Raw genomic sequence first — 19,481 nt, 5'->3', positions numbered from 1 at the left:
TCACCTACACTAAGCGTAGTATCATAGTCGGAATACTCCGAGCACAACATATATTGGCTTAAATACGGTATAATGAGAAAAGCTATTATAGAAGGCCTGGCGGCTTCTAAGGCAATGAAAGTAACCTAAAATCAGGTCGGATGAAATAGAAGTAAAGTAGTCGCTTGAAACTGCGTGCTTTTTAGAAGAAGACGTTTCACTTTCTTCTACTTCTTTTTCTGCTACTTCTATCTGATGGTGTTCTTTTTCAGAAAGAGGAATAGAAGACTTGAAAACGTCATGCTGCACTTCATGCACAATATTAAAGCTGGCATGCCCTGCTCCTTCGAGTGCAATAGTGGCAGACTGGACGTAACTCTCTTGTTCTGTACATGCAGACAACTGACTGACTCCGCCGAGCAGAAGCAAGGACAGCAATACAATATGTCTAAACAGAGATTTTTCCATTTGCGAACCAAAACTATACGAAGTTTGGTTTTATGACAAATATCCAATATTAATTTTTGTTAAAAACAAATAAGCAATCATTCAACATCCATCACAAAACCTGTCAAATATTTATTTATTCTTATCTACCCAAGTAAACCAATAGGTTTTGGACGGAAATAATCAAAATATTCTAATTTAGCGATTCGAAATTAATCCTTAATCAAAGAGTTTTAAGCATGATCATTCGCAACGACTGGACCAGAGAAGAAATTACAGAAATATACAACACCCCCGTTATGGACTTAGTCTATCGCGCGGCGACTGTGCACCGTGCCTACCACGACCCAAACGAAGTACAAGTCTGCACGCTCCTTTCAGTAAAAACTGGTGGTTGTCCAGAAGATTGTGCCTATTGTCCTCAGGCAGCCAGATATCATACAGACGTGAAGGTGCACAAACTTATGGAAGTAGATGAAGTACTAAATTCTGCGAAAGCAGCTAAAGATAGCGGCAGTACAAGATTTTGCATGGGTGCAGCCTGGAGAGAAGTACGCGACAACAGCGACTTCGACAAGGTTTTGGACATGGTAAAAGGCGTAAACAGCATGGGTATGGAAGTATGCTGCACACTAGGTATGCTCACTGAAGAACAAGCCGAGAAATTAAAAAATGCTGGCTTGTATGCTTACAACCACAACCTAGATACCAGCGAAGAACACTACGAAGAAATTATCAGCACCAGAACCTACGACGATCGCCTAGACACATTAAACAACGTTAGAAAAGCGAAAATCTCTGTGTGCTCAGGTGGCATCATAGGATTAGGCGAAAGCCACAATGACCGGGTAGGCATGCTACATACCCTAGCCACACTCGAAGAACACCCTGAGTCTGTACCAGTAAATGCGCTCGTGCCAGTAGAAGGTACCCCACTCGAAGACCAGCCAAGAGTATCTATCTGGGAAATGATTCGAATGATTGCTACGGCAAGAATCATTATGCCTAACGCAATGGTGAGACTATCGGCAGGTAGGGTAAGAATGAATATCGAAGAACAAGCACTTTGCTTCTTGGCTGGTGCCAATTCTATCTTTGCGGGAGATAAACTCTTGACGACACCAAACCCTGAAGAGGATATGGACAAGCAGATGTTTCAGACGCTAAACCTAAAACCTCGTGCTTCTTTCAAGGACAATGAGGCTCCGGTAGAATTTCAAACCATACCTGAACAATGCTAATAATTTAAATAAATGAAGAGGCTATCTTAAAAGTTTGAGCGCTTTTAAGACAGTCTCTTCTGAAATCATGCCAATGGGTGTTTAGCCTAAAATAGAGCTTAGTGTGGCCTTCATTCGATCATAATCAGAGTACCCCAAACTGACCGCATGATAAGCCTCTCCCTTCTTCAATACCACAGCAGGAAACCCTCTAACACCCATCTGTTGGGATTTAGCAAAATCTTGATTTACCAATTGTTTATACCCTGGCGAAAGAAACAAAGCTTCAAAAGCCGTATAATTCAGTCCTAATCCCCCACAAAGTGCTTCATAAGTAGCCAAATCATGCACATCCTTGTTTTCGGCATAGAAGGCCTTTTGTAGTCTTTTATAAAACTGCCATTCTTTGGAAGCATCCAAATCTCGTACAACTCTCACCGCACGCGCTGATGGCTCTGTATCATAGTCGAATTCCGCTCGGTCGAAGAATCGAAAATCAAACGGTTGTCCAGAAGCCGTTTCTACGTGCTCCCAATGCGTACGAAGCATATTTCTAAATTCTTCTGTCCATTCGTCTCCTCCACCAGGGCGCAAGCCTCCAAGGATCAGTTCAAAATCAAGTCGATCTTCGAATTCATCTTTGAGCTTATCCAGATGATTGGTAATTCCCCAGCACCAGGAGCACATCGGATCACCTATATAGATCAAGCGATCTCCTCCTTTGCTAAATGGCACACTAGTAGGCGCTTCAACAGCAGATAGATCACACACGCCATCTTCACAATTCAATTCTTTATTTTCCATTACTTTTATTCTTTTAACGTTGCTACTGTTCTATACCTCTGAGTGGCTCGAAAGGTTCCCCTACAGCAAAAAAAGGTCATGCCTCGAATTCGAAACATGACCTTATCATTACATATCTTCTGTGGTCTTGATCAGGCAGCCATGCGATAGAGCCTTTTGTATTCACTAAAAGTAATCATACGCTGCGCATCTTCGTCCCATAGTTTGTGATTCATATACTTCAAGCTTTCCCAAAAAGTGACTACTGTCGTGTATTTGCTAAACTGTGGATTGTCTTTGATACACCTAACCAGATTATAATTAGGAATGGCTGAATACAAATGATGAATATGATGCACCCCGATATTTCCCGTCAGCCAATTGACCAAACCAGGTAATTTGTAGTAGGTACTTCCTTTGACTGCCGACACGAAATGATCCCAATCGTTTTCCCACCTTTTATAACCATCCTCGTGCTGATGCTGCACAAAGAAAAACCAAATGGCTATAATTGAGAACAAATACAAGACCGTACAATAAGTCGCCAAAATCGCCTTCCAATCAAAGATCAAACAAAGTGCAATCAATCCGCCAATCACAACGACATTGTTGATCATCACACTCCAAAAGGCTCTACTTTTATTATCATCCAAAATCACAAGTGGAAGTCTCATATTTCTAATGAAATAGACGATAGGGCCAATCAAGAAAGTAACGACAGGAAATCTGAATATTTGGTATTTGATTCTATCCCAAGTCCCCATTTCCTGATATTCCTTCACCGTAAGGGTATTGATGTCGCCTATATCCCTAGTATCTAATTTCCCATTATGGTTGTGATGAAACGCATGTGCATCTGCCCAATAGTGATAAGGCATGGCACTAAAAATACTACAAACAAACCCTATGATATCTCGCCATTTTCTGGACTTCACAAACGAGTGATGACCACAGTCATGCTGAATGATAAAAATACGAACCAAAAAGAACGCATTGACAATCCCTAGACCAAAAAACAAAAATAGATTGTAAGAAAAGGCCCAATACATCGCTATCCAAATCCCCACAAATGGGATCATTGAATTGCAAATCTGCCATATCGCTTTCTTATTCGACGTCTGCTTATACTTCTGCAGAGTCGCCATCATATCTTTGGCAAAAGTCTTTATTTCTTTATCACTCATAGTTTACGAATTCCAATTGTATCAGTACTCTCAAGGACAAAACCGACCTTGACTTGTGACAAAGATCGGACTTTTTTTTGACCTCTTTTAATTTTATCAAACCATTCATATCATTTTCTATGATTTTCAAACTATCTCTAGTTTTTGGGCTGATTTTTGTAAACACGCCAACCAAACAAATTCGACAAACATGAAAAAGTTAATCCTTACCCCCATTCTATTTTTAGTTATCTTTTTAGCTCATGCCCAGCTCAACGTAACTGGCCAAGCCACCTTATCTGTCCAGCCAGAGCGCACCACTATTTCGTACGCCATCAACGAAACCAAAGACAGCTACGATGAAGCACTGACCACCATGACCAACCGTATAGACGTACTCACCAAATCATTGACAAAAATCGGGTTCAAAAAAGAAGACATCAAAACGTCAAATTTCAATATCAGGCAAAACAGAAAATACAGACAAAACGAACCTAAAGGTTTTGAATATGTAGCCTCACAAACTCTTATGATCGAATTCGATCATTCTACCAAACGATTGCTAGAAGTACTTAACAAAACAGCTTCTGACGAAGCCGCACCTGGAGTATCCATCTCGTTTGGTATGTCAGATGAGCAAACCCAAAAAGTAAAAACACAGCTCATGCAAATGGCCGTATCTGATGCCAAAGCCAAAGCTGAAACACTAGCCTCAGCCACTGGCTATACCATCAAAGGCATCAAAGAAATAAACTACGGCAGTGGATCTTCTCAGCCCAGACCCTATGCTGCTAGCCAAATGGGCATGATGAAAAGTTTCGCAGAAAGCGACATGTCCAACTTCGAGGCACAAGACCTAACTGTAAGCGACCAAGTATTCATCTCTTATGAGATAATGAAATAGGCGACTACCATTTTTTAGCTATTATTTAATTACATTAAGGGAATGAAAAAAATACTCGTTCCCTTTCTTTTTATCCTTTCCATTCAAGCTACTGCTCAAGACAAGCAGCCCAGTATTGATGATCTCAACTTCCTAAGAGGCTATTGGGTAGGCGATGGGTTTGGTGGTGTATCAGAAGAGTGCTGGATGCCTCCTTCTCTAGGGCGTATGAATGGCATATTCAAACACATGGCAGATGGGCAAACCACTTTCATGGAATTCATGGACATCTCTGAGGTAAACGACACCCTAAGACTCCGACTCAAGCATTTCAATCCTGACATGACAGGCTGGGAAGAAAAAGGTGACTATGTCACGTTCACACTAGAATCTGTAGCACCAAACAAAGCTATATTCAAAGGATTGACCTACGAACTGATCGACCCTAATTACCTAAAAATTTCACTGAAACTGAGACAAAAAGACGGATCAATCAATACAGAAGTCTTTAACATGAGACGAAAAACCCTTTAAAGCCACCCACCTCAAGATTCATTTCAAATCTTTCAACAAATTCACCTCATAAATAACAATCATCTAATTATTCCTCAATCTCTTGTTCACACCTTAGATTCGTATATCTTTGCCCCACTTATCAAGAAAGACCGAGGGACTGGGCCCGTAGACGTCTTGGCAACATATCCACAGCCGCAATACTGGATGTTGTGCCAACTCCCATTCTGAATGCTTCAGCGTTTAGAAAAAGATAGGTTATCTCTATAAGATTTCTTTTTTGGTAAGTACTATGTGGGAAGTTTCCCAGGTATTTAAAGTATTCGCGCATGGCATAATAGCTTGTCGCAATTCATTTTTAAAAATTGAAGAATATGAACATTCTGGATATTCTAAAAGAAAGAATATTAGTATTAGATGGCGCTATGGGTACCATGATCCAGCGGTATGATCTGGGCGAAGACGACTTTAGAAATGAAGAGTTAAAAGATCACCCCTCGCCACTCAAAGGCAATAATGATCTACTCGCACTCACTAGACCTGATGTGCTATTCGAAATCCACTGTGAATACCTCGAAGCTGGTGCAGACATCTTGGAAACAAACACCTTTAGTAGTACTACTATTGCTCAGGCTGATTATAACCTAGAGCATCTGGCCTATGTACTCAACTATGAGTCAGCCAAGCAAGCTAAAAAAGCTTGCGATCAATACACAGCCAAAAACCCTAACAAGCCAAGGTTTGTAGCTGGGTCTATCGGGCCTACCAACCGTACCGCTTCCCTTTCTCCTGACGTAAACGATCCAGGCTTTAGAGCCGTCACCTTCGACGAACTCAAAATCGCCTATATCGAACAAGTAAAAGGCCTAATAGCTGGCGGTGTCGACATATTATTAGTAGAAACAATCTTCGACACCCTCAATGCCAAAGCAGCATTGGTAGCTATAAAAGAGGCATTCGACGAAGTTGGCAAAGAACTACCCATCATGGTATCAGGCACTATTACTGATGCCAGTGGCCGCACTCTCTCTGGGCAAACAACAGAGGCCTTCCTGATTTCTGTTTCTCACTTCAACTTGTTATCTGTCGGGTTGAATTGTGCATTGGGAGCTAGCCAACTCAAACCTTATTTAGAAATACTGGCTAAAAACTCCGAATTCAATGTGAGTGCACATCCAAACGCTGGACTACCCAATGAATTTGGCGAATACGACGAAACACCCGAAATGCTGGGCGAGCAAATCAAAGAATTTTTAGACGAAGGCCTGGTCAACATCATCGGCGGCTGTTGTGGCACTACTCCAGATCATATCCGTGCCATTGCAGAATTAGTAGAAAAGTACCAACCAAGGGAAATTACAAGTCCATGGTCGATAGCCGATGGTCAATAAACTTAACATCAGAATAATAAAATTCATGTTTGACTAACTCTACTTATGGTAAAAGTTCAAGCATTAATTAAAAGCATTAAATAGCAGTTGACAGAAAGCTGTCGACCGTTGACGACGACGAATATGAGCATACATCCAGACTATAAAGGCAAATACGAATACAAATGGCATAACTACCCACCACTCAAACTCAGTGGGCTAGAGCCAATGATTTTGACACCTGAAGTCAATTTTGTAAATGTAGGTGAACGAACCAACGTGGCAGGATCAAAGAAATTTCTTCGACTGATTAAAGAAGAAAATTATGAAGAGGCCTTGGAAATTGCCAGACACCAAGTAGATGGTGGTGCACAAATCATCGACATCAACATGGATGAAGCCATGCTCGATGGTGTGAAAGCCATGAAAGATTTCATGAACCTAGTCGCAGCTGAGCCAGATATCGCTCGTGTACCAATCATGATCGATTCGTCCGACTGGGAGATCATAGCCGAAGGGCTAAAATGCGCCCAAGGCAAGTGCGTGGTCAATTCTATCAGTTTAAAAGAAGGTGAAAAAGAATTTATCCAACGTGCCAAAACCATCAAAATGTTTGGTGCAGCAGCCATCATCATGGCATTCGATGAAGACGGTCAGGCAGACACCTACGACCGACGTATAGAAATCGTCCAGCGCTCTTACGACATCCTCACAGGGCCAAAAGTAAATTTCCCGCCTCAGGACATCATATTTGACTTGAATATTTTCCCTGTAGCTACAGGCATGGACGAGCACAAACTCAATGCGCTCGACTTTTTTATGGCGACCAGATGGGTCAGAGAAAACCTACCTGCTGCCCATGTGAGTGGTGGCGTAAGTAACGTATCTTTTTCTTTTAGAGGAAACGATACCGTACGAGAAGCCATGCACTCTGCTTTTTTATATCATGCCATTCGTGAAGGTATGGACATGGGCATCGTTAACCCAGCCATGCTCGAAGTATATGATGACATACCTAAGGACTTGCTCGACAAGGTAGAAGATGTACTACTCAACCGTACTGAAGATGCCACTGAAGTACTCCTCGACTATGCAGAAACTGTAAAAGGTAACAAAAAAGATGAAACCAAAGCACTCGAATGGCGCAGCGAACCAGTAGCCAAACGACTTGAGCACGCACTCGTGAAAGGCATCATCGAATTTATCGAAGACGATACGCTCGAAATCTACGAAGAGTATCAAGATGCGCTAAAAATCATCGAAGGCCCACTGATGGACGGCATGAACGTGGTAGGAGACTTATTTGGCGCAGGAAAAATGTTTCTGCCACAAGTGGTGAAAAGTGCACGGGTAATGAAAAAATCTGTAGCCATACTGCTCCCCTACCTAGAAGCTCAAAAGAAAAAATCTGGCTCATCGGCTAAAGCCAAAATTCTACTCGCCACCGTGAAGGGTGACGTGCATGATATTGGAAAAAATATCGTAGGCGTAGTCTTGGCATGCAATAATTTTGAGATCATCGACCTCGGTGTGATGGTGCCCAAAGAAAAGATACTAGAAACTGCCATTGCAGAAAACGTAGATGTAATTGGCCTAAGTGGGTTGATCACCCCTTCGCTCAAAGAAATGGTAGAAGTAGCTGAAGAAATGGAAAAAAGAGGCATGACCACTCCCCTGTTGATTGGTGGAGCTACCACTTCTCGTATCCATACAGCTGTCAAAATAGACCCTGTATACTCAGGCCCAGCCGTACACGTACTAGATGCATCGCGAGCAGTACCTGTAGTCAACGACCTTGGTAAAAAAGGCAGCACCTTTGCTGCCGACGTAAAAGAAGAATACATCGGCTTGCGCGAAACTCACCAAAACAAACAAAACGACAAGCTACTCATCCCTATTGATCAGGCCATCGAAAACAAATTCGTTTTGCCAGAAGGTTCGATCACAAAACCGAAAGTATTGGGCAACCAAACTTTCAAAGATTATGACCTGAATGAAATAAGAAATTATATCGACTGGACGCCTTTCTTTTCTACTTGGATGCTCAAAGGCAAATACCCTAAGATTTTTCAAAACGAAACAATTGGCAAAGAAGCCAAAAAACTCTACGAAGATGCCAATGTACTCTTAGATAAAGTAATCGAAGAAAAACTCCTACATGCCAACGGAGTGATGGGCATCTATCCTGCTCAAAACATTGGAGAATCTGTAAAAATTTTCAATCCAAAAAACGAAAAAGAAGAAATCGAAACCTTCCATTTCTTGCGACAGCAAGGCAAAAAATCATCAAGACTACCCAACTTGTCTTTGGCAGATTTCATTTCCACTAAAGAACAAAATGATTACCTAGGCTTCTTCGCCGTCACTACGGGATTAGGTATCGAGCCATTGGTAGAAAAATACCAAGCCGATCATGACGACTACAACATCATCATGATCAAGGCCTTAGCGGATAGGCTTGCAGAAGCCTTTGCGGAACTGCTCCATGAGAAAGTAAGAAAAGAAATCTGGGGCTATGCCTCAGATGAGCAGCTCGACAACGAGTCGTTGATCAAAGAAGCTTATACCGGTATCCGTCCGGCACCAGGCTATCCTGCTTGTCCCGATCACACCGAAAAATCCAAGCTATTTAAGCTCCTAGATGCAGAAAAAGAAGCAGGTATTATTCTTACGGAGTCTTACGCCATGTATCCTGCGGCAGCAGTCTCTGGCTTCTATTTTGGCAGACCTGAGGCCAAATACTTCGGGCTGGGAAAAATAGGCAAAGATCAGATTGCGACGTACGCCGAAACGAAAAAAATGGACGTAAAAGAAGCCGAAGATTGGATGAAAGAAAACCTTGGCTATTGATCCTCCGATTAGAAAAAGAAAGAATCAAACTAGTAAGTAAATATTTGTTTCATAATTTAAATATTAACAAAATGAGCACGATTAGATTAGGTGATGAAGCACCAAACTTCACAACACAATCAACAGAAGGTGAGATCAATTTTCACGAATGGCTTGGCGACAGTTGGGGTATTTTATTTTCTCATCCTGCAGATTACACACCAGTGTGTACTACTGAGCTCGGCACTGTAGCCAAATACAAAGCTGAGTTTGACAAAAGAAACGTAAAAGTAGCTGCGCTTAGCGTAGACGGATTGGAGTCTCACAACGGATGGATAAAGGACATCAACGAGACACAAGGCACAACCGTAAATTTCCCAATCATTGCGGATGAAGATAGAAAAGTATCTACGCTGTACGATATGATCCACCCCAATGCCAATGACAAACTGACCGTGAGATCAGTATTTGTGATAGGACCAGATAAGAAGGTAAAGTTGATCATTACTTACCCAGCTTCTACAGGACGTAATTTTGACGAATTGCTCCGAGTAATCGACTCACTACAACTGACTGCTTACCACAAAGTAGCTACGCCAGCCAACTGGAACAACGGCGACGACTGTGTGATCGCACCAGCAGTGACTAATGAAGAAATTCCTACTTTGTTTCCAAAAGGACACACAGAGGTAAAGCCTTATTTGAGAATGACTCCGCAGCCTAACTTGAAATAAAACTGAATCAAACAGGGAAGCATACATCTTGTGCTTTCCTGTTTGATTTTAAAAAAACTGACAACAACGATGCCCCAAAACATCAACGTATAAGTAAACCTACTGTGGACTAACCGCCATAGTCCATCGACTAAATATCGCATGAAAGTAACCGAACATATCGCACAAGCCAACGGCAAAACCTTGTTTTCATTGGAGATCATCCCTCCAAGAAAAGGAGAAAACATTCAAAATATCTTCGATCATTTGGATTCGTTGATGGAGTTTCAACCGCCGTTTATCGATGTGACCTATCACCGGGAGGAATATATCTACAAAAAACACCCCAATGGGCTGCTAGAGAAAAAAACGACCAGAAAACGCCCTGGTACAGTAGGAATATGTGCCGCTCTCAAACATCGATACGATGTGGACCCAGTACCTCACATCATCTGTGGTGGATTTACCAAAGAAGAAACCGAAAATGCCCTAATCGACCTCAACTTTCTTGGGATCGACAATGTGCTCGTACTGCGCGGCGATGCTATCAAGTCTGAACCGCAGTTTAAGCCAGAGCCTGAGGGCAATAACTACGCTATCGACCTATTGCATCAAGTACAAGGCATGAACAATGGCCAGTATCTCGACGGCGATATGGAAAATGCCAATCCAACAGACTTCTGCATTGGCGTGGCGGGTTATCCCGAAAAACACTTTGAAGCACCAAGTTTGAATTCTGATTTGAAATTTTTAAAACAAAAAGTAGATGCTGGTGCTGAATATATCGTCACACAAATGTTTTTCGACAATCAGAAATTTTTCGAATTCGAAAAAAAATGTAGAGCTATGGGTATCAACGTGCCTATTATCCCAGGACTCAAACCCTTGAAAACCAAATCGCAATTGAGTGTACTGCCTAGCTTCTTCAAAATCGATCTGCCAGACGATCTAGTAGATGCTGTAGAAGCATGTAAAAACAATACAGAAGTACAGCAAGTAGGCATCGAATGGGGCATCCAACAATCCAAAGAGCTAAAAGCCAATGGTGTACCTGTACTCCACTACTACTCTATGGGCAAGTCTACCAGTGTACAAAAGATAGCCAAAGCCATTTTTTAAGAACTTTACTTAGAATCATCATTGTGGTGATTCTAAGTACATTTACTCTCTTACAAAAAGACATCACTAACATTTAGACTCACATATCCCCTCTCTACAGTCACTTATCTTCTACGTATTTCTTAGCTTTGAGTAATCAAGGCTCAAATTCAATGAAGAAAGTATTTCAACACACCACCGTATTACTTGTAATCGTCATTACACTCGCAGGATGTGGACAAAGCAGCAGCTCCTTGAGCTGTATAGGAGCCAAAGCCCCAGTAGACATCAAACTAAGAAATGATGGCAATGAATCACAGGTCGTGAGTTTGTTCACTTATTCTCAAGACAAAGGCTTTGAAAAAATTACTCAATTAGAATTTGCCCCATTTGATGTACAAGACATCTGCATGGATGCCAAAGACGAATTGGCACATGGGCTCTACCTTTTCAACGGGAAGGACGCCTACGCACTCACTTTCGAATCGGCCAAGCGCATAGAATTAAGCCTCACAGGCAAAGCACATCTAATTACCTCCCCAGAGCAGTTACGCGACATATTGAAAGCCATGCAGTAATTCACTTTTCATTATCATTTAAATGATACTTTCTGAAAAAGAATTCTTTTGATTTAAACTATTGAATAGAGCTGTAGTCTAACCGACTATAAAATCAAAAATTCAATAACAATGAAAGTATTAATTCTAAAATGTAGCGCCCTCGCATTGGGTATGTTTTTTATCTCTCAAGTGCAGGCACAACCTCAGCGCCCAAACAAAGAAGAGCTCTTTGCCAAGCTAGACACCAACTCTGACGGGTTCATTGACGCATCAGAATTCAAAACCGCAGCAGATCAAAAGCAAGCAAAAATGAACAAGAAATTGGATTCAAAGAAGTCATTCGACAAGATAGACGAAAACAAAAATGGCACAATCGAATATGGAGAATATGAAAAAATGATGCTCGCTCGACAGGAAAACATGAAACCTAAATCGCCAGAAGAAGTCTTTGGCACCATGGACACTGATCAAGACGGAAAATTGAATCTGGAAGAGTTCAAAACACCCAAAAAGAACGGAAAAAGAAAATAATTTGACGTTTATTCATCCGCACCTTGATAGAAGAAGATGCGGATGTTTTTTCTTTTTAATCTATTCTTTTCCTCCGATCTCCTTGATCATCTTAAATGAGACATAAGCCAGCCCAAAGCCTACAACAGCAATCACCAACCACACCAAATATTTATTGTCCCAAAAGTCTGGGGCTTTTGGCTCTTCTTTAGGTCTGATATCTACCAAAGCACCATGTACTAATTTCGGACTATCAGCTGAAATCTGACTAGCAAACTTGGCAATGTCATAGTCAGGTGTAGCCAGATGATCATTACCTAGTTTTATTACGTAGGAATTTTCTGGCTTGAGAGCAAGCACTACATATTTATTCAAAAAACCAGCCTTTACTTGCTCCACTTTCAAAGGAGCATTGTCTCTATTGTCTATTTCTATATCCAGTTCAGACACTGTGACACCTGAAAAAGAGACTTTGTTTTCGCTATTAGAGTTAAGCTCAAAAGACTTTAAAGTCGTCCAATATTCATACGCTTTATTTTTCTTATCTATTCCTATTCTTTTGGTTTTCACTTTCGTAAATCGAGAATAAAAATCGGCACCACTGGCCATTAGTTGCAATTGTTCCATGTAGACAGGCTCATCAAATACCACCCGAACATATGATGTCTTCAGGCTATCTTTCTGCTCTATAATTGGACAATCATACGTAGTAGTAGCCCCTTTTACTTGCTGGGTATCGTAATATCCTACCTTTAGGATGTTGATCGGCAATCGCCAGTTGTCATTGATCTCCAGTTTGAAATAAGCATAATCGCTCAACGGAAAGTTCAGAATTTTCAATTCCGTTGTTTCTTCTTCACTTTGCATGGCATGTAGCAAATAGTTGTCTCTGATCACATACCAGTTTTCTAGATCGTCGCTTCCGCTCAATCTGGCTCTTTTTTTCGCATCAGTATTCTTCACCTCAATACTCACATTGTCAATTGCGCGTTTGTCTGAGTTACTAAAAATCAAATGAGATATAGCATTTTGCTGATAGGCCTTGTCTGTGATTTCATATGCTCTGAAAAGAGATTTGGTAGAAACCTCCTGTTCTCTTCGTAGCAAATAAGGCTGCTCCACACCTGCTTTGTCATAGATTCTCACATCTGACAGGTTGGGCTTAGCTTGCCCTAGCAATTCGGGTGAAAGCATCACCTGATAATATCCAGCATCCCTCACCTGTAGTAGCGAAGCCTCATAGGCAAACTCTTGACCAAAAACGGAAGTACTTATCAGTAGCACTCCCAGCAACCAACTATTCTTTCTTTTCATCATCTTGAATTATGAATTTTAATTTTTGATAAAGGAAGGAAGTCAATAGCAAAATCACCCCCAACAATATGAAAGAGATGATTTTTCCTGTAGAGTTTCCAGCCAAGTCGTAGAAAAACAATTTCACAATAGTGACCAAAAACAAAACCAATGAAGCCAAACGTAGTGGTTTCAATCGCAACCTCATCCCTGCCACCATCAGCACCAAAGCACTCAATGTCCACACTACTGGAAATACCGAACGAATGGCTAAATCATAAGCACCATAATCATCGAGATCAGTCCCGTATTGCCTCATGACCGACAAATGAGTAACCTCTGTGGTGCATACATACACACCAATAAAAGCCAGTACCCAAAGAAAAATCGTTCCCTCTTTAGACTTGAATGTGTACTGTTGGCGAATATCTCTAAACAAATAGGTAAGAATAAGCACAAACAAGATCAGCATAATATAATGCCAATAGAACCCTGTACTTGCTTCGCTATCCAGTGCATAAAAACTTCTGGCATCAGTGATGGTTTGTAGATAGAAGGTCATATATGAGAAGACCGCAAGTATCGACAGTACAAAGCCAGATTTGCGCAACAGTTCGCTCGGCTGGCGGCGATACACAGCCAGTATAAGCAGCACATAGGTAAAGTTATAAATACCCAATAAAATCAATCGGTGTGTATCCTGATAGTCGAATCGTACAAACTGGTAATTCAATTCAAACAAAAATCCAAAATAGAACACTATAGCCAACAACACACGCAAATACAATGCACGCCATATTATTTGCACGCCTCTTACCTCTACTACAGCATCTTGTTTGAGCAGCAGTGAAGCACCTAATAGCGACAGCATAGCCACAAAAGAAGCCACAAAAGCTTTGTTTAAAAATAACGACAAATCGATGTACTCTTCGAGTGGATAGTAGTTATGCTGCCAGTCCATAACCAAACTGATCAACATGAGCACAGTGATCAACGCCGACGCTGCGATCATCAGGCGGATACCTGATTTTTGCGATAGCCAGAGCAGTAACACAGCTTCTACGGCCCAGAATAGTGTAATGTAATTGCCCTCTAGCTGAATAGGTGCAATCAAACTGACAAAGGTTAATACTAAACCGATAAGCAAAAACAACAGGTTTTTATCAATGTCCTTTCGTTTGTATAAAGTATAAACAAACCCAAAATTGAAAACTGCCACCATAGCGGTAAACAGACCACTCAGCAACCCTTCTTTATATCCATGTATAATGGCTAACCCCAATCCAAAATACAAACTGGTATTGGTAAGCAACATGATAATTTCTGGATACTTAAATTTTCTTTTGTTTTTGACATTGTAAATGATGGTCATCAAAAAGAAAATCAAATAAAACCCTGTCAAAAAGAAAAACAACGGCCAACGAGCACCCACTTCATCATTGATAAATTCACTAATATATACTCCAATAAAAAGCACATAGGTGAAACCATAGGCCAAATAATTGATCACATTCCATTTTTTGAAATAGACTAAGGTGAGCATGCCAATGTCAAGAATCAATATATAAGTGAGTAGCATCAAATAGTTACCCGATCCCGTACTCACAAAAAACGGCGTACCAAATCCACCTATGATCGCCAATACAGCCAGTTCTTTCCTATCATAGGCAATGGATAACAACACTCCAAATGCCGTAATCACCACCATAATAATGAACGCTGCCGTCTGCGGAAGCAACGCGTACTCATGAAAAGCTAGTGCAATCGTAAAATACAAGACAGCCAATGCTCCACCTATCAGGATCGAACTGAATTTGGAAAAAGTAGTTCGCATATAATGCGCCAACCCAATCATACCTCCTCCGATCAGCACACCAATCGCCACACGCATACTTTCAGTGATCACCTCATTGTCGATACCGAGTTTCACTAAGAATCCCATACCTATCACGAAAATGACAATCCCTATCTTACTCATGAGGTTTTCACCAATAAACTTCTCCAGATCTGGATTGCGTTCCATAAAGCTAGGCTTGGGTGGTGCCTTTATTTTTTTCTTTTTCACTAATGCCGCAGGGGTAACTTGGGGCGCTTGTGATTGCGCAATCACTTGTCTGATAACATCAGGCGTTTTATCTACGACAGGCTCTTCTGGAGCCACAGAAGGTTTTTCAACTGGCTTAGGAGATTCCTCCAACGGTTGAGCTACTGGCCGACCAGACACTGCATTACTTCTACCTTTCAGCTCATCATAGACGCTTTGAACTTTGGCATCTACCTTATCTATTCGTCCCATGAGCTTTACTAGCAAAATCAGCAGCACAATCAACAGGAGTACAATAAATCCTTCCATTCGTATAGTGGTTTGTTCAAGTCGAAAGATGCACCCGAAATCTCAATTACCTCACTCGTAGACGCATCTATATTTTAGCCCGACAAGATAACTTTTTCTACGGTTTTGAGTGCACAGTAGCCAACAACTCTTAGCAAAATCTCCACGTCCGCTACTGTTTATATCGTTAGCTTTGCCGCCATAACGCAGCATGCATCATGGACAAGTTCTCATCGAGTAATATTCAATCAGACATCAAAAAGGCATTGGCCGAAAAGGCTATCGAAATTCCTAGTGAAATTCAAGCCAAAACTATCCCCGTTCTCCTCACCCATGAGGGGGATTTCATTGGCAGATCAGCTACTGGCACAGGCAAAACCTACGCCTATGGCGCTCCACTACTGTCTCGTATAGACGCGGACTCTGGCAAAGTACAGGCTGTGGTACTAGTACCCACTCGCGAACTCTGCGAGCAGGTCGGCAAAGAATTGACGTTCTTGTCTAAATACATGCCCAACCTCAAAACCGAATCGATCTATGGTGGGGTGTCACTCAAAACCCAAATCCACGACCTCAGCAACGGCACCCATGTGATTGTGGCCACACCAGGTAGATTGATGGATCTTGTCCAACGCAATGTGGTTCATCTCGAAACCCTCAAGTATGTGGTATTCGATGAGGCCGACGAAATGCTTTTCAAAGGATTTCAGACAGATATTGACAAAATTTTGGCTACAGCCAATCGCTCATATGCTACTTGGCTGTTTTCTGCCACCATGCCAGACAAAGTCAATGAGATTATCAACAAATACCTACACAAAGATTTGATAAAAGTAATGATAGGCAAAGCCGAAACGCCCAATAAAGGCATTCAGCACCAGCTGATCGAACTGGCCGCTGAGCAAAAATTGGATGCACTACTACAGTATCTCAAAAAATACAGCAACGAAAAATGTATCATCTTCTGTAGAACTAAGTCGGGAGTACAGAAGCTTTACAAGCAACTCTCCGCCAATAAATTTAGCTGTGGTGCCATCCACGGCGATTTGCCGCAAGGCCTGCGCAACAAGGTCATGGACCAGTTTAGAGCGGGCAGTATCAGTACGCTCATCGCTACAGACGTGGCTTCTCGTGGTGTAGACATAGACAATGTCAGCGTAGTGTTTCAGTACCACATGCCCGACACAAAGGAGTCATATACGCACCGAAGCGGCCGCACATCTCGTGCAGGAAAAACTGGAATCAGTCTTACTTTTATTTTTCCTGAAGAAAGAGAAAAATGGGACGCAATCAAAAAAGATCTCGACCTGACATTCAAAACCTTGCCTGTGCCTAGCCAAAAAGATCAACTGGTAGGCAAAGCCATGGTGTGGGCTGGGAAAATTGCCAAATCTAAACCCGTAGGCGACAAGCTAGACGCAGCTACACGACAGGAGTTTAAAGACCAACTGAAACATTTGTCGAAAGACGAACTACTAGAAAAACTACTGGCTACATATCTAAGAGAGCAACAGGGATAAATTCGCTCGTCAGCTTACTAGTAAAAACACCTAAGGCTACTTACCTTTTGAGATTTATTAAAATAAAAGACAACTTACCATGGGAGGCAAACCAAAAAAAGTAAAATCCACCCCAAAAATTCATCCGCGCAACAAACACACTGGACGGTACGATCTTAAAGCACTTGTGGCTAGCGAACCTTCACTAGCGATACACATACGCCCCAACTTGCATGGTGATGATTCTATCGACTTTGCAAATCCTGAAAGTGTAAAAGTGCTCAACAAAGCCTTACTCAAAAACCAATATAACATAGTAGACTGGGACATACCCGAGGGCTACCTCTGCCCTCCTATACCAGGACGAGCCGACTATATCCACCACATGGCAGACTGGCTATGTAGCCACAACTATGGTAAAATCCCAAAAGGAGACAAAATCACTTGTCTGGACATAGGCGTAGGTGCCAGCTGTATCTATCCCATCATCGGACAACATGAATACGGGTGGAAATTTATCGCATCGGATATAGACGAAAACTCCATCGCCTCCTCTCAACGCATTGTAGATCAAAATCGGGCCTTGAAAAAAAAGGTGGAATTTAGACTACAAAAAGAGCCAAAAGACATCATATACGGTATTATCACCAAAGAAGAGCAGGTAGATGTATCGATCTGCAACCCTCCTTTCCATGCCTCTGCCGAGGAAGCAAAAAAAGGATCGCTTCGCAAAGTGAATAACCTTAGCAAAACCAAAACGGCTACGCCAAAACTCAATTTTGGAGGACAAAATAACGAATTGTGGTGCGACGGTGGAGAGAAAAAATTCATCCGTGAAATGGTACGCCAAAGCAGCAAATTTCCTACCTCCTGCTTTTGGTATTCGTCTCTAGTATCCAAGCAATCGAACCTAAACAGCATCTACGAAGCACTAGAAAAAGCCAATGCTGAAATCGTACACACTATCCCTATGGGACAAGGCAACAAATCCAGCAGAATAGTCACTTGGACGTTCTTAACCAAGGCACAACAAAAAACATGGAAGGATCAAAAATGGAATGGCAGAAAAGTCTAACATAGCATAATTTACTATTTTGCAAACTGACCTAAACAGATACCTATCATGGTGGAACAACTCGAAACATTCGACACAGCAGTATTAGCCCTAGAAGTGATTGAAGGATTCACAGAAACTGACGAAAAACTATGTCAGAAATTCTTTCAGCAAAAGTTAGATCAAGGTTTTGATCAAGGTTTTGATCAAGTAAACGTGTTGGTTAAACTGGATGAGCTCAAAGTCAGCAAAAGTGAGACGAAGGCTTTCTGGGAAGATTCACTTTTGGCTTTGCGCAATTACAAAAAGCTTGGGCATCTGGCCATTGTAGCACACGCCAATATACTCAAAACCTTAGTTCCGATCGACAACCTATTCTTTGAGAGGGCCAGCCAAGGAAGGCATGAGCGATACTTCGACAAATCTCAGCTCAATGAAGCCTTCGATTTTGTAAACCGCAAAGATTAATCCGACCACAACATAATCAAGAAGGAACTACAGGCTTCTCTACTTTTCGAACTTCATGATTCACCTCGTCGCTCTCTATCAAGCCATCTCTTAGACGAATGACCCGATGGGCATACTGAGCTATATCCTCTTCATGGGTTACCATGATGATGGTATTGCCCTGACCGTGCAACTGCTCAAATAGCTCCATGATATCGTAGGAAGTCTTGGTATCCAAGTTACCTGTAGGCTCATCGGCAAGAATAATACTTGGATTATTGACCAGGGCACGAGCTATAGCCACACGCTGACGCTGTCCACCCGACAATTCGTTTGGTCGGTGAGTGGCTCTCTCTGCTAGCCCTACTCCCTTTAGCACTTCCAATGCTCGCTCTTCTCGATCAGACTTGCTCATACCCGCATACACCAGCGGCAGGGCTACATTTTCCATAGCAGTAGAGCGTGGCAGTAAGTTGAATGTTTGAAAAACAAAGCCAATCTCCTTATTTCGAATTTCGGCCAATTCGTTTTCATCCAAATCTGACACATCCTGATGATTCAAAATATAACTACCCGCACTCGGAGTATCCAAACAGCCAATGATATTCATCAGTGTAGACTTCCCTGAACCAGAAGGCCCCATAAAAGCCACATACTCACCTTTATTGATGGTGATACTGATAGATTTGAGCGCGTGAATAGTCTCAGAGCCCATCACATATTTTCTAGCTATTTTTGTGGTTTTTATTATTTCAGACATACTGATTTTTCTATTTGGGTATTGATTA

At 41.7% G+C, this 19,481-nt stretch carries 18 protein-coding genes and 1 riboswitch; of the genes, 12 read left to right on the top strand and 6 right to left on the bottom strand.

What is annotated here, in order from left to right; genetic code table 11:
• Positions 1-21: 21 nt before the first annotated feature.
• Complete coding sequence (locus tag N7E81_RS13550) at positions 22-447, bottom strand: hypothetical protein (protein ID WP_263050127.1); 426 nt, start codon at positions 445-447, stop codon at positions 22-24.
• Positions 448-665: 218 nt separating this feature from the next.
• On the opposite strand from N7E81_RS13550, the gene bioB reads away from it, so the two are divergent.
• Positions 666-1,667: a biotin synthase BioB gene (gene bioB / locus N7E81_RS13545; protein WP_263050126.1), complete on the top strand. Its 1,002-nt coding sequence runs from the start codon at positions 666-668 to the stop codon at positions 1,665-1,667.
• A gap of 81 nt (positions 1,668-1,748) precedes the next feature.
• Here bioB and N7E81_RS13540 read toward each other — a convergent pair whose 3' ends face one another.
• Complete coding sequence (locus N7E81_RS13540; protein WP_263050125.1) at positions 1,749-2,450, bottom strand: DsbA family protein; 702 nt, start codon at positions 2,448-2,450, stop codon at positions 1,749-1,751.
• 131 nt (positions 2,451-2,581) lie between these two features.
• The gene (locus tag N7E81_RS13535; RefSeq protein ID WP_263050124.1) at positions 2,582-3,613 is read right to left on the bottom strand and encodes a fatty acid desaturase; all 1,032 of its coding nucleotides are present in this window, start codon (positions 3,611-3,613) and stop codon (positions 2,582-2,584) included.
• Between the two features lie 190 nt (positions 3,614-3,803).
• Here N7E81_RS13535 and N7E81_RS13530 point away from each other — a divergent pair, with 190 nt between their 5' ends.
• The 8 genes from N7E81_RS13530 to N7E81_RS13495 all read left to right on the top strand — a co-directional run bounded on the left by N7E81_RS13530 (position 3,804) and on the right by N7E81_RS13495 (position 12,089).
• Entirely contained in the window at positions 3,804-4,496 is a 693-nt protein-coding gene (locus N7E81_RS13530) for an SIMPL domain-containing protein (protein ID WP_263050123.1), read from the top strand.
• 42 nt (positions 4,497-4,538) lie between these two features.
• Positions 4,539-5,009 (top strand): DUF6265 family protein, encoded by a 471-nt coding sequence (locus tag N7E81_RS13525; RefSeq protein ID WP_263050122.1) that lies wholly within the window; start codon positions 4,539-4,541, stop codon positions 5,007-5,009.
• Between the two features lie 115 nt (positions 5,010-5,124).
• Positions 5,125-5,248: riboswitch (SAM riboswitch) on the top strand.
• Positions 5,249-5,362: 114 nt separating this feature from the next.
• Positions 5,363-6,379: a homocysteine S-methyltransferase family protein gene (locus tag N7E81_RS13520; RefSeq protein WP_263050121.1), complete on the top strand. Its 1,017-nt coding sequence runs from the start codon at positions 5,363-5,365 to the stop codon at positions 6,377-6,379.
• Between the two features lie 123 nt (positions 6,380-6,502).
• Positions 6,503-9,208 carry a methionine synthase gene (metH, locus tag N7E81_RS13515; protein WP_263050120.1) on the top strand — a complete coding sequence of 902 codons (2,706 nt, stop codon included), beginning with the start codon at positions 6,503-6,505 and terminating at the stop codon, positions 9,206-9,208.
• Positions 9,209-9,279: 71 nt separating this feature from the next.
• A complete protein-coding gene (locus N7E81_RS13510; RefSeq protein ID WP_263050119.1) occupies positions 9,280-9,921 on the top strand; it encodes a peroxiredoxin in 642 nt (213 codons plus the stop codon).
• 141 nt (positions 9,922-10,062) lie between these two features.
• On the top strand, positions 10,063-11,019 hold the full coding sequence (metF, locus tag N7E81_RS13505) for a methylenetetrahydrofolate reductase [NAD(P)H] (RefSeq protein ID WP_263050118.1): 957 nt from the start codon (positions 10,063-10,065) through the stop codon (positions 11,017-11,019).
• A gap of 152 nt (positions 11,020-11,171) precedes the next feature.
• A complete protein-coding gene (locus tag N7E81_RS13500; protein ID WP_263050117.1) occupies positions 11,172-11,576 on the top strand; it encodes a hypothetical protein in 405 nt (134 codons plus the stop codon).
• Positions 11,577-11,687: 111 nt separating this feature from the next.
• Positions 11,688-12,089, top strand: a complete 402-nt coding sequence (locus N7E81_RS13495; protein WP_263050116.1) for an EF-hand domain-containing protein — start codon at positions 11,688-11,690, stop codon at positions 12,087-12,089.
• Between the two features lie 60 nt (positions 12,090-12,149).
• Here N7E81_RS13495 and N7E81_RS13490 read toward each other — a convergent pair whose 3' ends face one another.
• Together N7E81_RS13490 and N7E81_RS13485 are read right to left on the bottom strand one after the other, a co-directional pair.
• Positions 12,150-13,385, bottom strand: coding sequence for a hypothetical protein (locus N7E81_RS13490; RefSeq protein ID WP_263050115.1), 1,236 nt, complete (start codon positions 13,383-13,385; stop codon positions 12,150-12,152).
• The gene (locus N7E81_RS13485) at positions 13,366-15,714 is read right to left on the bottom strand and encodes a DUF2339 domain-containing protein (RefSeq protein ID WP_263050114.1); all 2,349 of its coding nucleotides are present in this window, start codon (positions 15,712-15,714) and stop codon (positions 13,366-13,368) included. Before N7E81_RS13485 ends, N7E81_RS13490 begins: the two co-directional genes overlap by 20 nt.
• 197 nt (positions 15,715-15,911) lie before the next feature.
• Between N7E81_RS13485 and N7E81_RS13480 the strand changes: the two genes are divergently transcribed.
• From N7E81_RS13480 to N7E81_RS13470, 3 genes are all read left to right on the top strand, one after another.
• Positions 15,912-17,213 (top strand): DEAD/DEAH box helicase, encoded by a 1,302-nt coding sequence (locus N7E81_RS13480; protein ID WP_263050113.1) that lies wholly within the window; start codon positions 15,912-15,914, stop codon positions 17,211-17,213.
• A 79-nt stretch (positions 17,214-17,292) separates the two neighbouring features.
• A complete protein-coding gene (gene rlmF / locus N7E81_RS13475) occupies positions 17,293-18,267 on the top strand; it encodes a 23S rRNA (adenine(1618)-N(6))-methyltransferase RlmF (RefSeq protein ID WP_263050112.1) in 975 nt (324 codons plus the stop codon).
• 48 nt (positions 18,268-18,315) lie between these two features.
• Entirely contained in the window at positions 18,316-18,714 is a 399-nt protein-coding gene (locus tag N7E81_RS13470) for a SpoIIAA family protein (RefSeq protein WP_263050111.1), read from the top strand.
• 16 nt (positions 18,715-18,730) lie between these two features.
• On the opposite strand, the gene N7E81_RS13465 is transcribed toward N7E81_RS13470, so the two are convergent.
• Positions 18,731-19,453: an ABC transporter ATP-binding protein gene (locus N7E81_RS13465; RefSeq protein WP_317624048.1), complete on the bottom strand. Its 723-nt coding sequence runs from the start codon at positions 19,451-19,453 to the stop codon at positions 18,731-18,733.
• Between the last annotated feature and the right edge of the window lie 28 nt (positions 19,454-19,481).

The organism is Reichenbachiella carrageenanivorans (genome assembly GCF_025639805.1).
GTDB lineage: Bacteria > Bacteroidota > Bacteroidia > Cytophagales > Cyclobacteriaceae > Reichenbachiella > Reichenbachiella carrageenanivorans.
The sequence above is the reverse complement of the archived record's forward strand: the minus strand, read 5'-3'. Positions and strand labels throughout refer to the sequence as shown.

What these genes read in the sequence shown, in the direction of transcription:
- N7E81_RS13550 (WP_263050127.1), bottom strand. Translation starts at nt 447, where the DNA reads ATGGAAAAATCTCTGTTTAGACATATTGTATTGCTGTCCTTGCTTCTG.
- bioB (WP_263050126.1), top strand. Translation starts at nt 666, where the DNA reads ATGATCATTCGCAACGACTGGACCAGAGAAGAAATTACAGAAATATAC.
- N7E81_RS13540 (WP_263050125.1), bottom strand. Translation starts at nt 2,450, where the DNA reads ATGGAAAATAAAGAATTGAATTGTGAAGATGGCGTGTGTGATCTATCT.
- N7E81_RS13535 (WP_263050124.1), bottom strand. Translation starts at nt 3,613, where the DNA reads ATGAGTGATAAAGAAATAAAGACTTTTGCCAAAGATATGATGGCGACT.
- N7E81_RS13530 (WP_263050123.1), top strand. Translation starts at nt 3,804, where the DNA reads ATGAAAAAGTTAATCCTTACCCCCATTCTATTTTTAGTTATCTTTTTA.
- N7E81_RS13525 (WP_263050122.1), top strand. Translation starts at nt 4,539, where the DNA reads ATGAAAAAAATACTCGTTCCCTTTCTTTTTATCCTTTCCATTCAAGCT.
- N7E81_RS13520 (WP_263050121.1), top strand. Translation starts at nt 5,363, where the DNA reads ATGAACATTCTGGATATTCTAAAAGAAAGAATATTAGTATTAGATGGC.
- metH (WP_263050120.1), top strand. Translation starts at nt 6,503, where the DNA reads ATGAGCATACATCCAGACTATAAAGGCAAATACGAATACAAATGGCAT.
- N7E81_RS13510 (WP_263050119.1), top strand. Translation starts at nt 9,280, where the DNA reads ATGAGCACGATTAGATTAGGTGATGAAGCACCAAACTTCACAACACAA.
- metF (WP_263050118.1), top strand. Translation starts at nt 10,063, where the DNA reads ATGAAAGTAACCGAACATATCGCACAAGCCAACGGCAAAACCTTGTTT.
- N7E81_RS13500 (WP_263050117.1), top strand. Translation starts at nt 11,172, where the DNA reads ATGAAGAAAGTATTTCAACACACCACCGTATTACTTGTAATCGTCATT.
- N7E81_RS13495 (WP_263050116.1), top strand. Translation starts at nt 11,688, where the DNA reads ATGAAAGTATTAATTCTAAAATGTAGCGCCCTCGCATTGGGTATGTTT.
- N7E81_RS13490 (WP_263050115.1), bottom strand. Translation starts at nt 13,385, where the DNA reads ATGATGAAAAGAAAGAATAGTTGGTTGCTGGGAGTGCTACTGATAAGT.
- N7E81_RS13485 (WP_263050114.1), bottom strand. Translation starts at nt 15,714, where the DNA reads ATGGAAGGATTTATTGTACTCCTGTTGATTGTGCTGCTGATTTTGCTA.
- N7E81_RS13480 (WP_263050113.1), top strand. Translation starts at nt 15,912, where the DNA reads ATGGACAAGTTCTCATCGAGTAATATTCAATCAGACATCAAAAAGGCA.
- rlmF (WP_263050112.1), top strand. Translation starts at nt 17,293, where the DNA reads ATGGGAGGCAAACCAAAAAAAGTAAAATCCACCCCAAAAATTCATCCG.
- N7E81_RS13470 (WP_263050111.1), top strand. Translation starts at nt 18,316, where the DNA reads ATGGTGGAACAACTCGAAACATTCGACACAGCAGTATTAGCCCTAGAA.
- N7E81_RS13465 (WP_317624048.1), bottom strand. Translation starts at nt 19,453, where the DNA reads ATGTCTGAAATAATAAAAACCACAAAAATAGCTAGAAAATATGTGATG.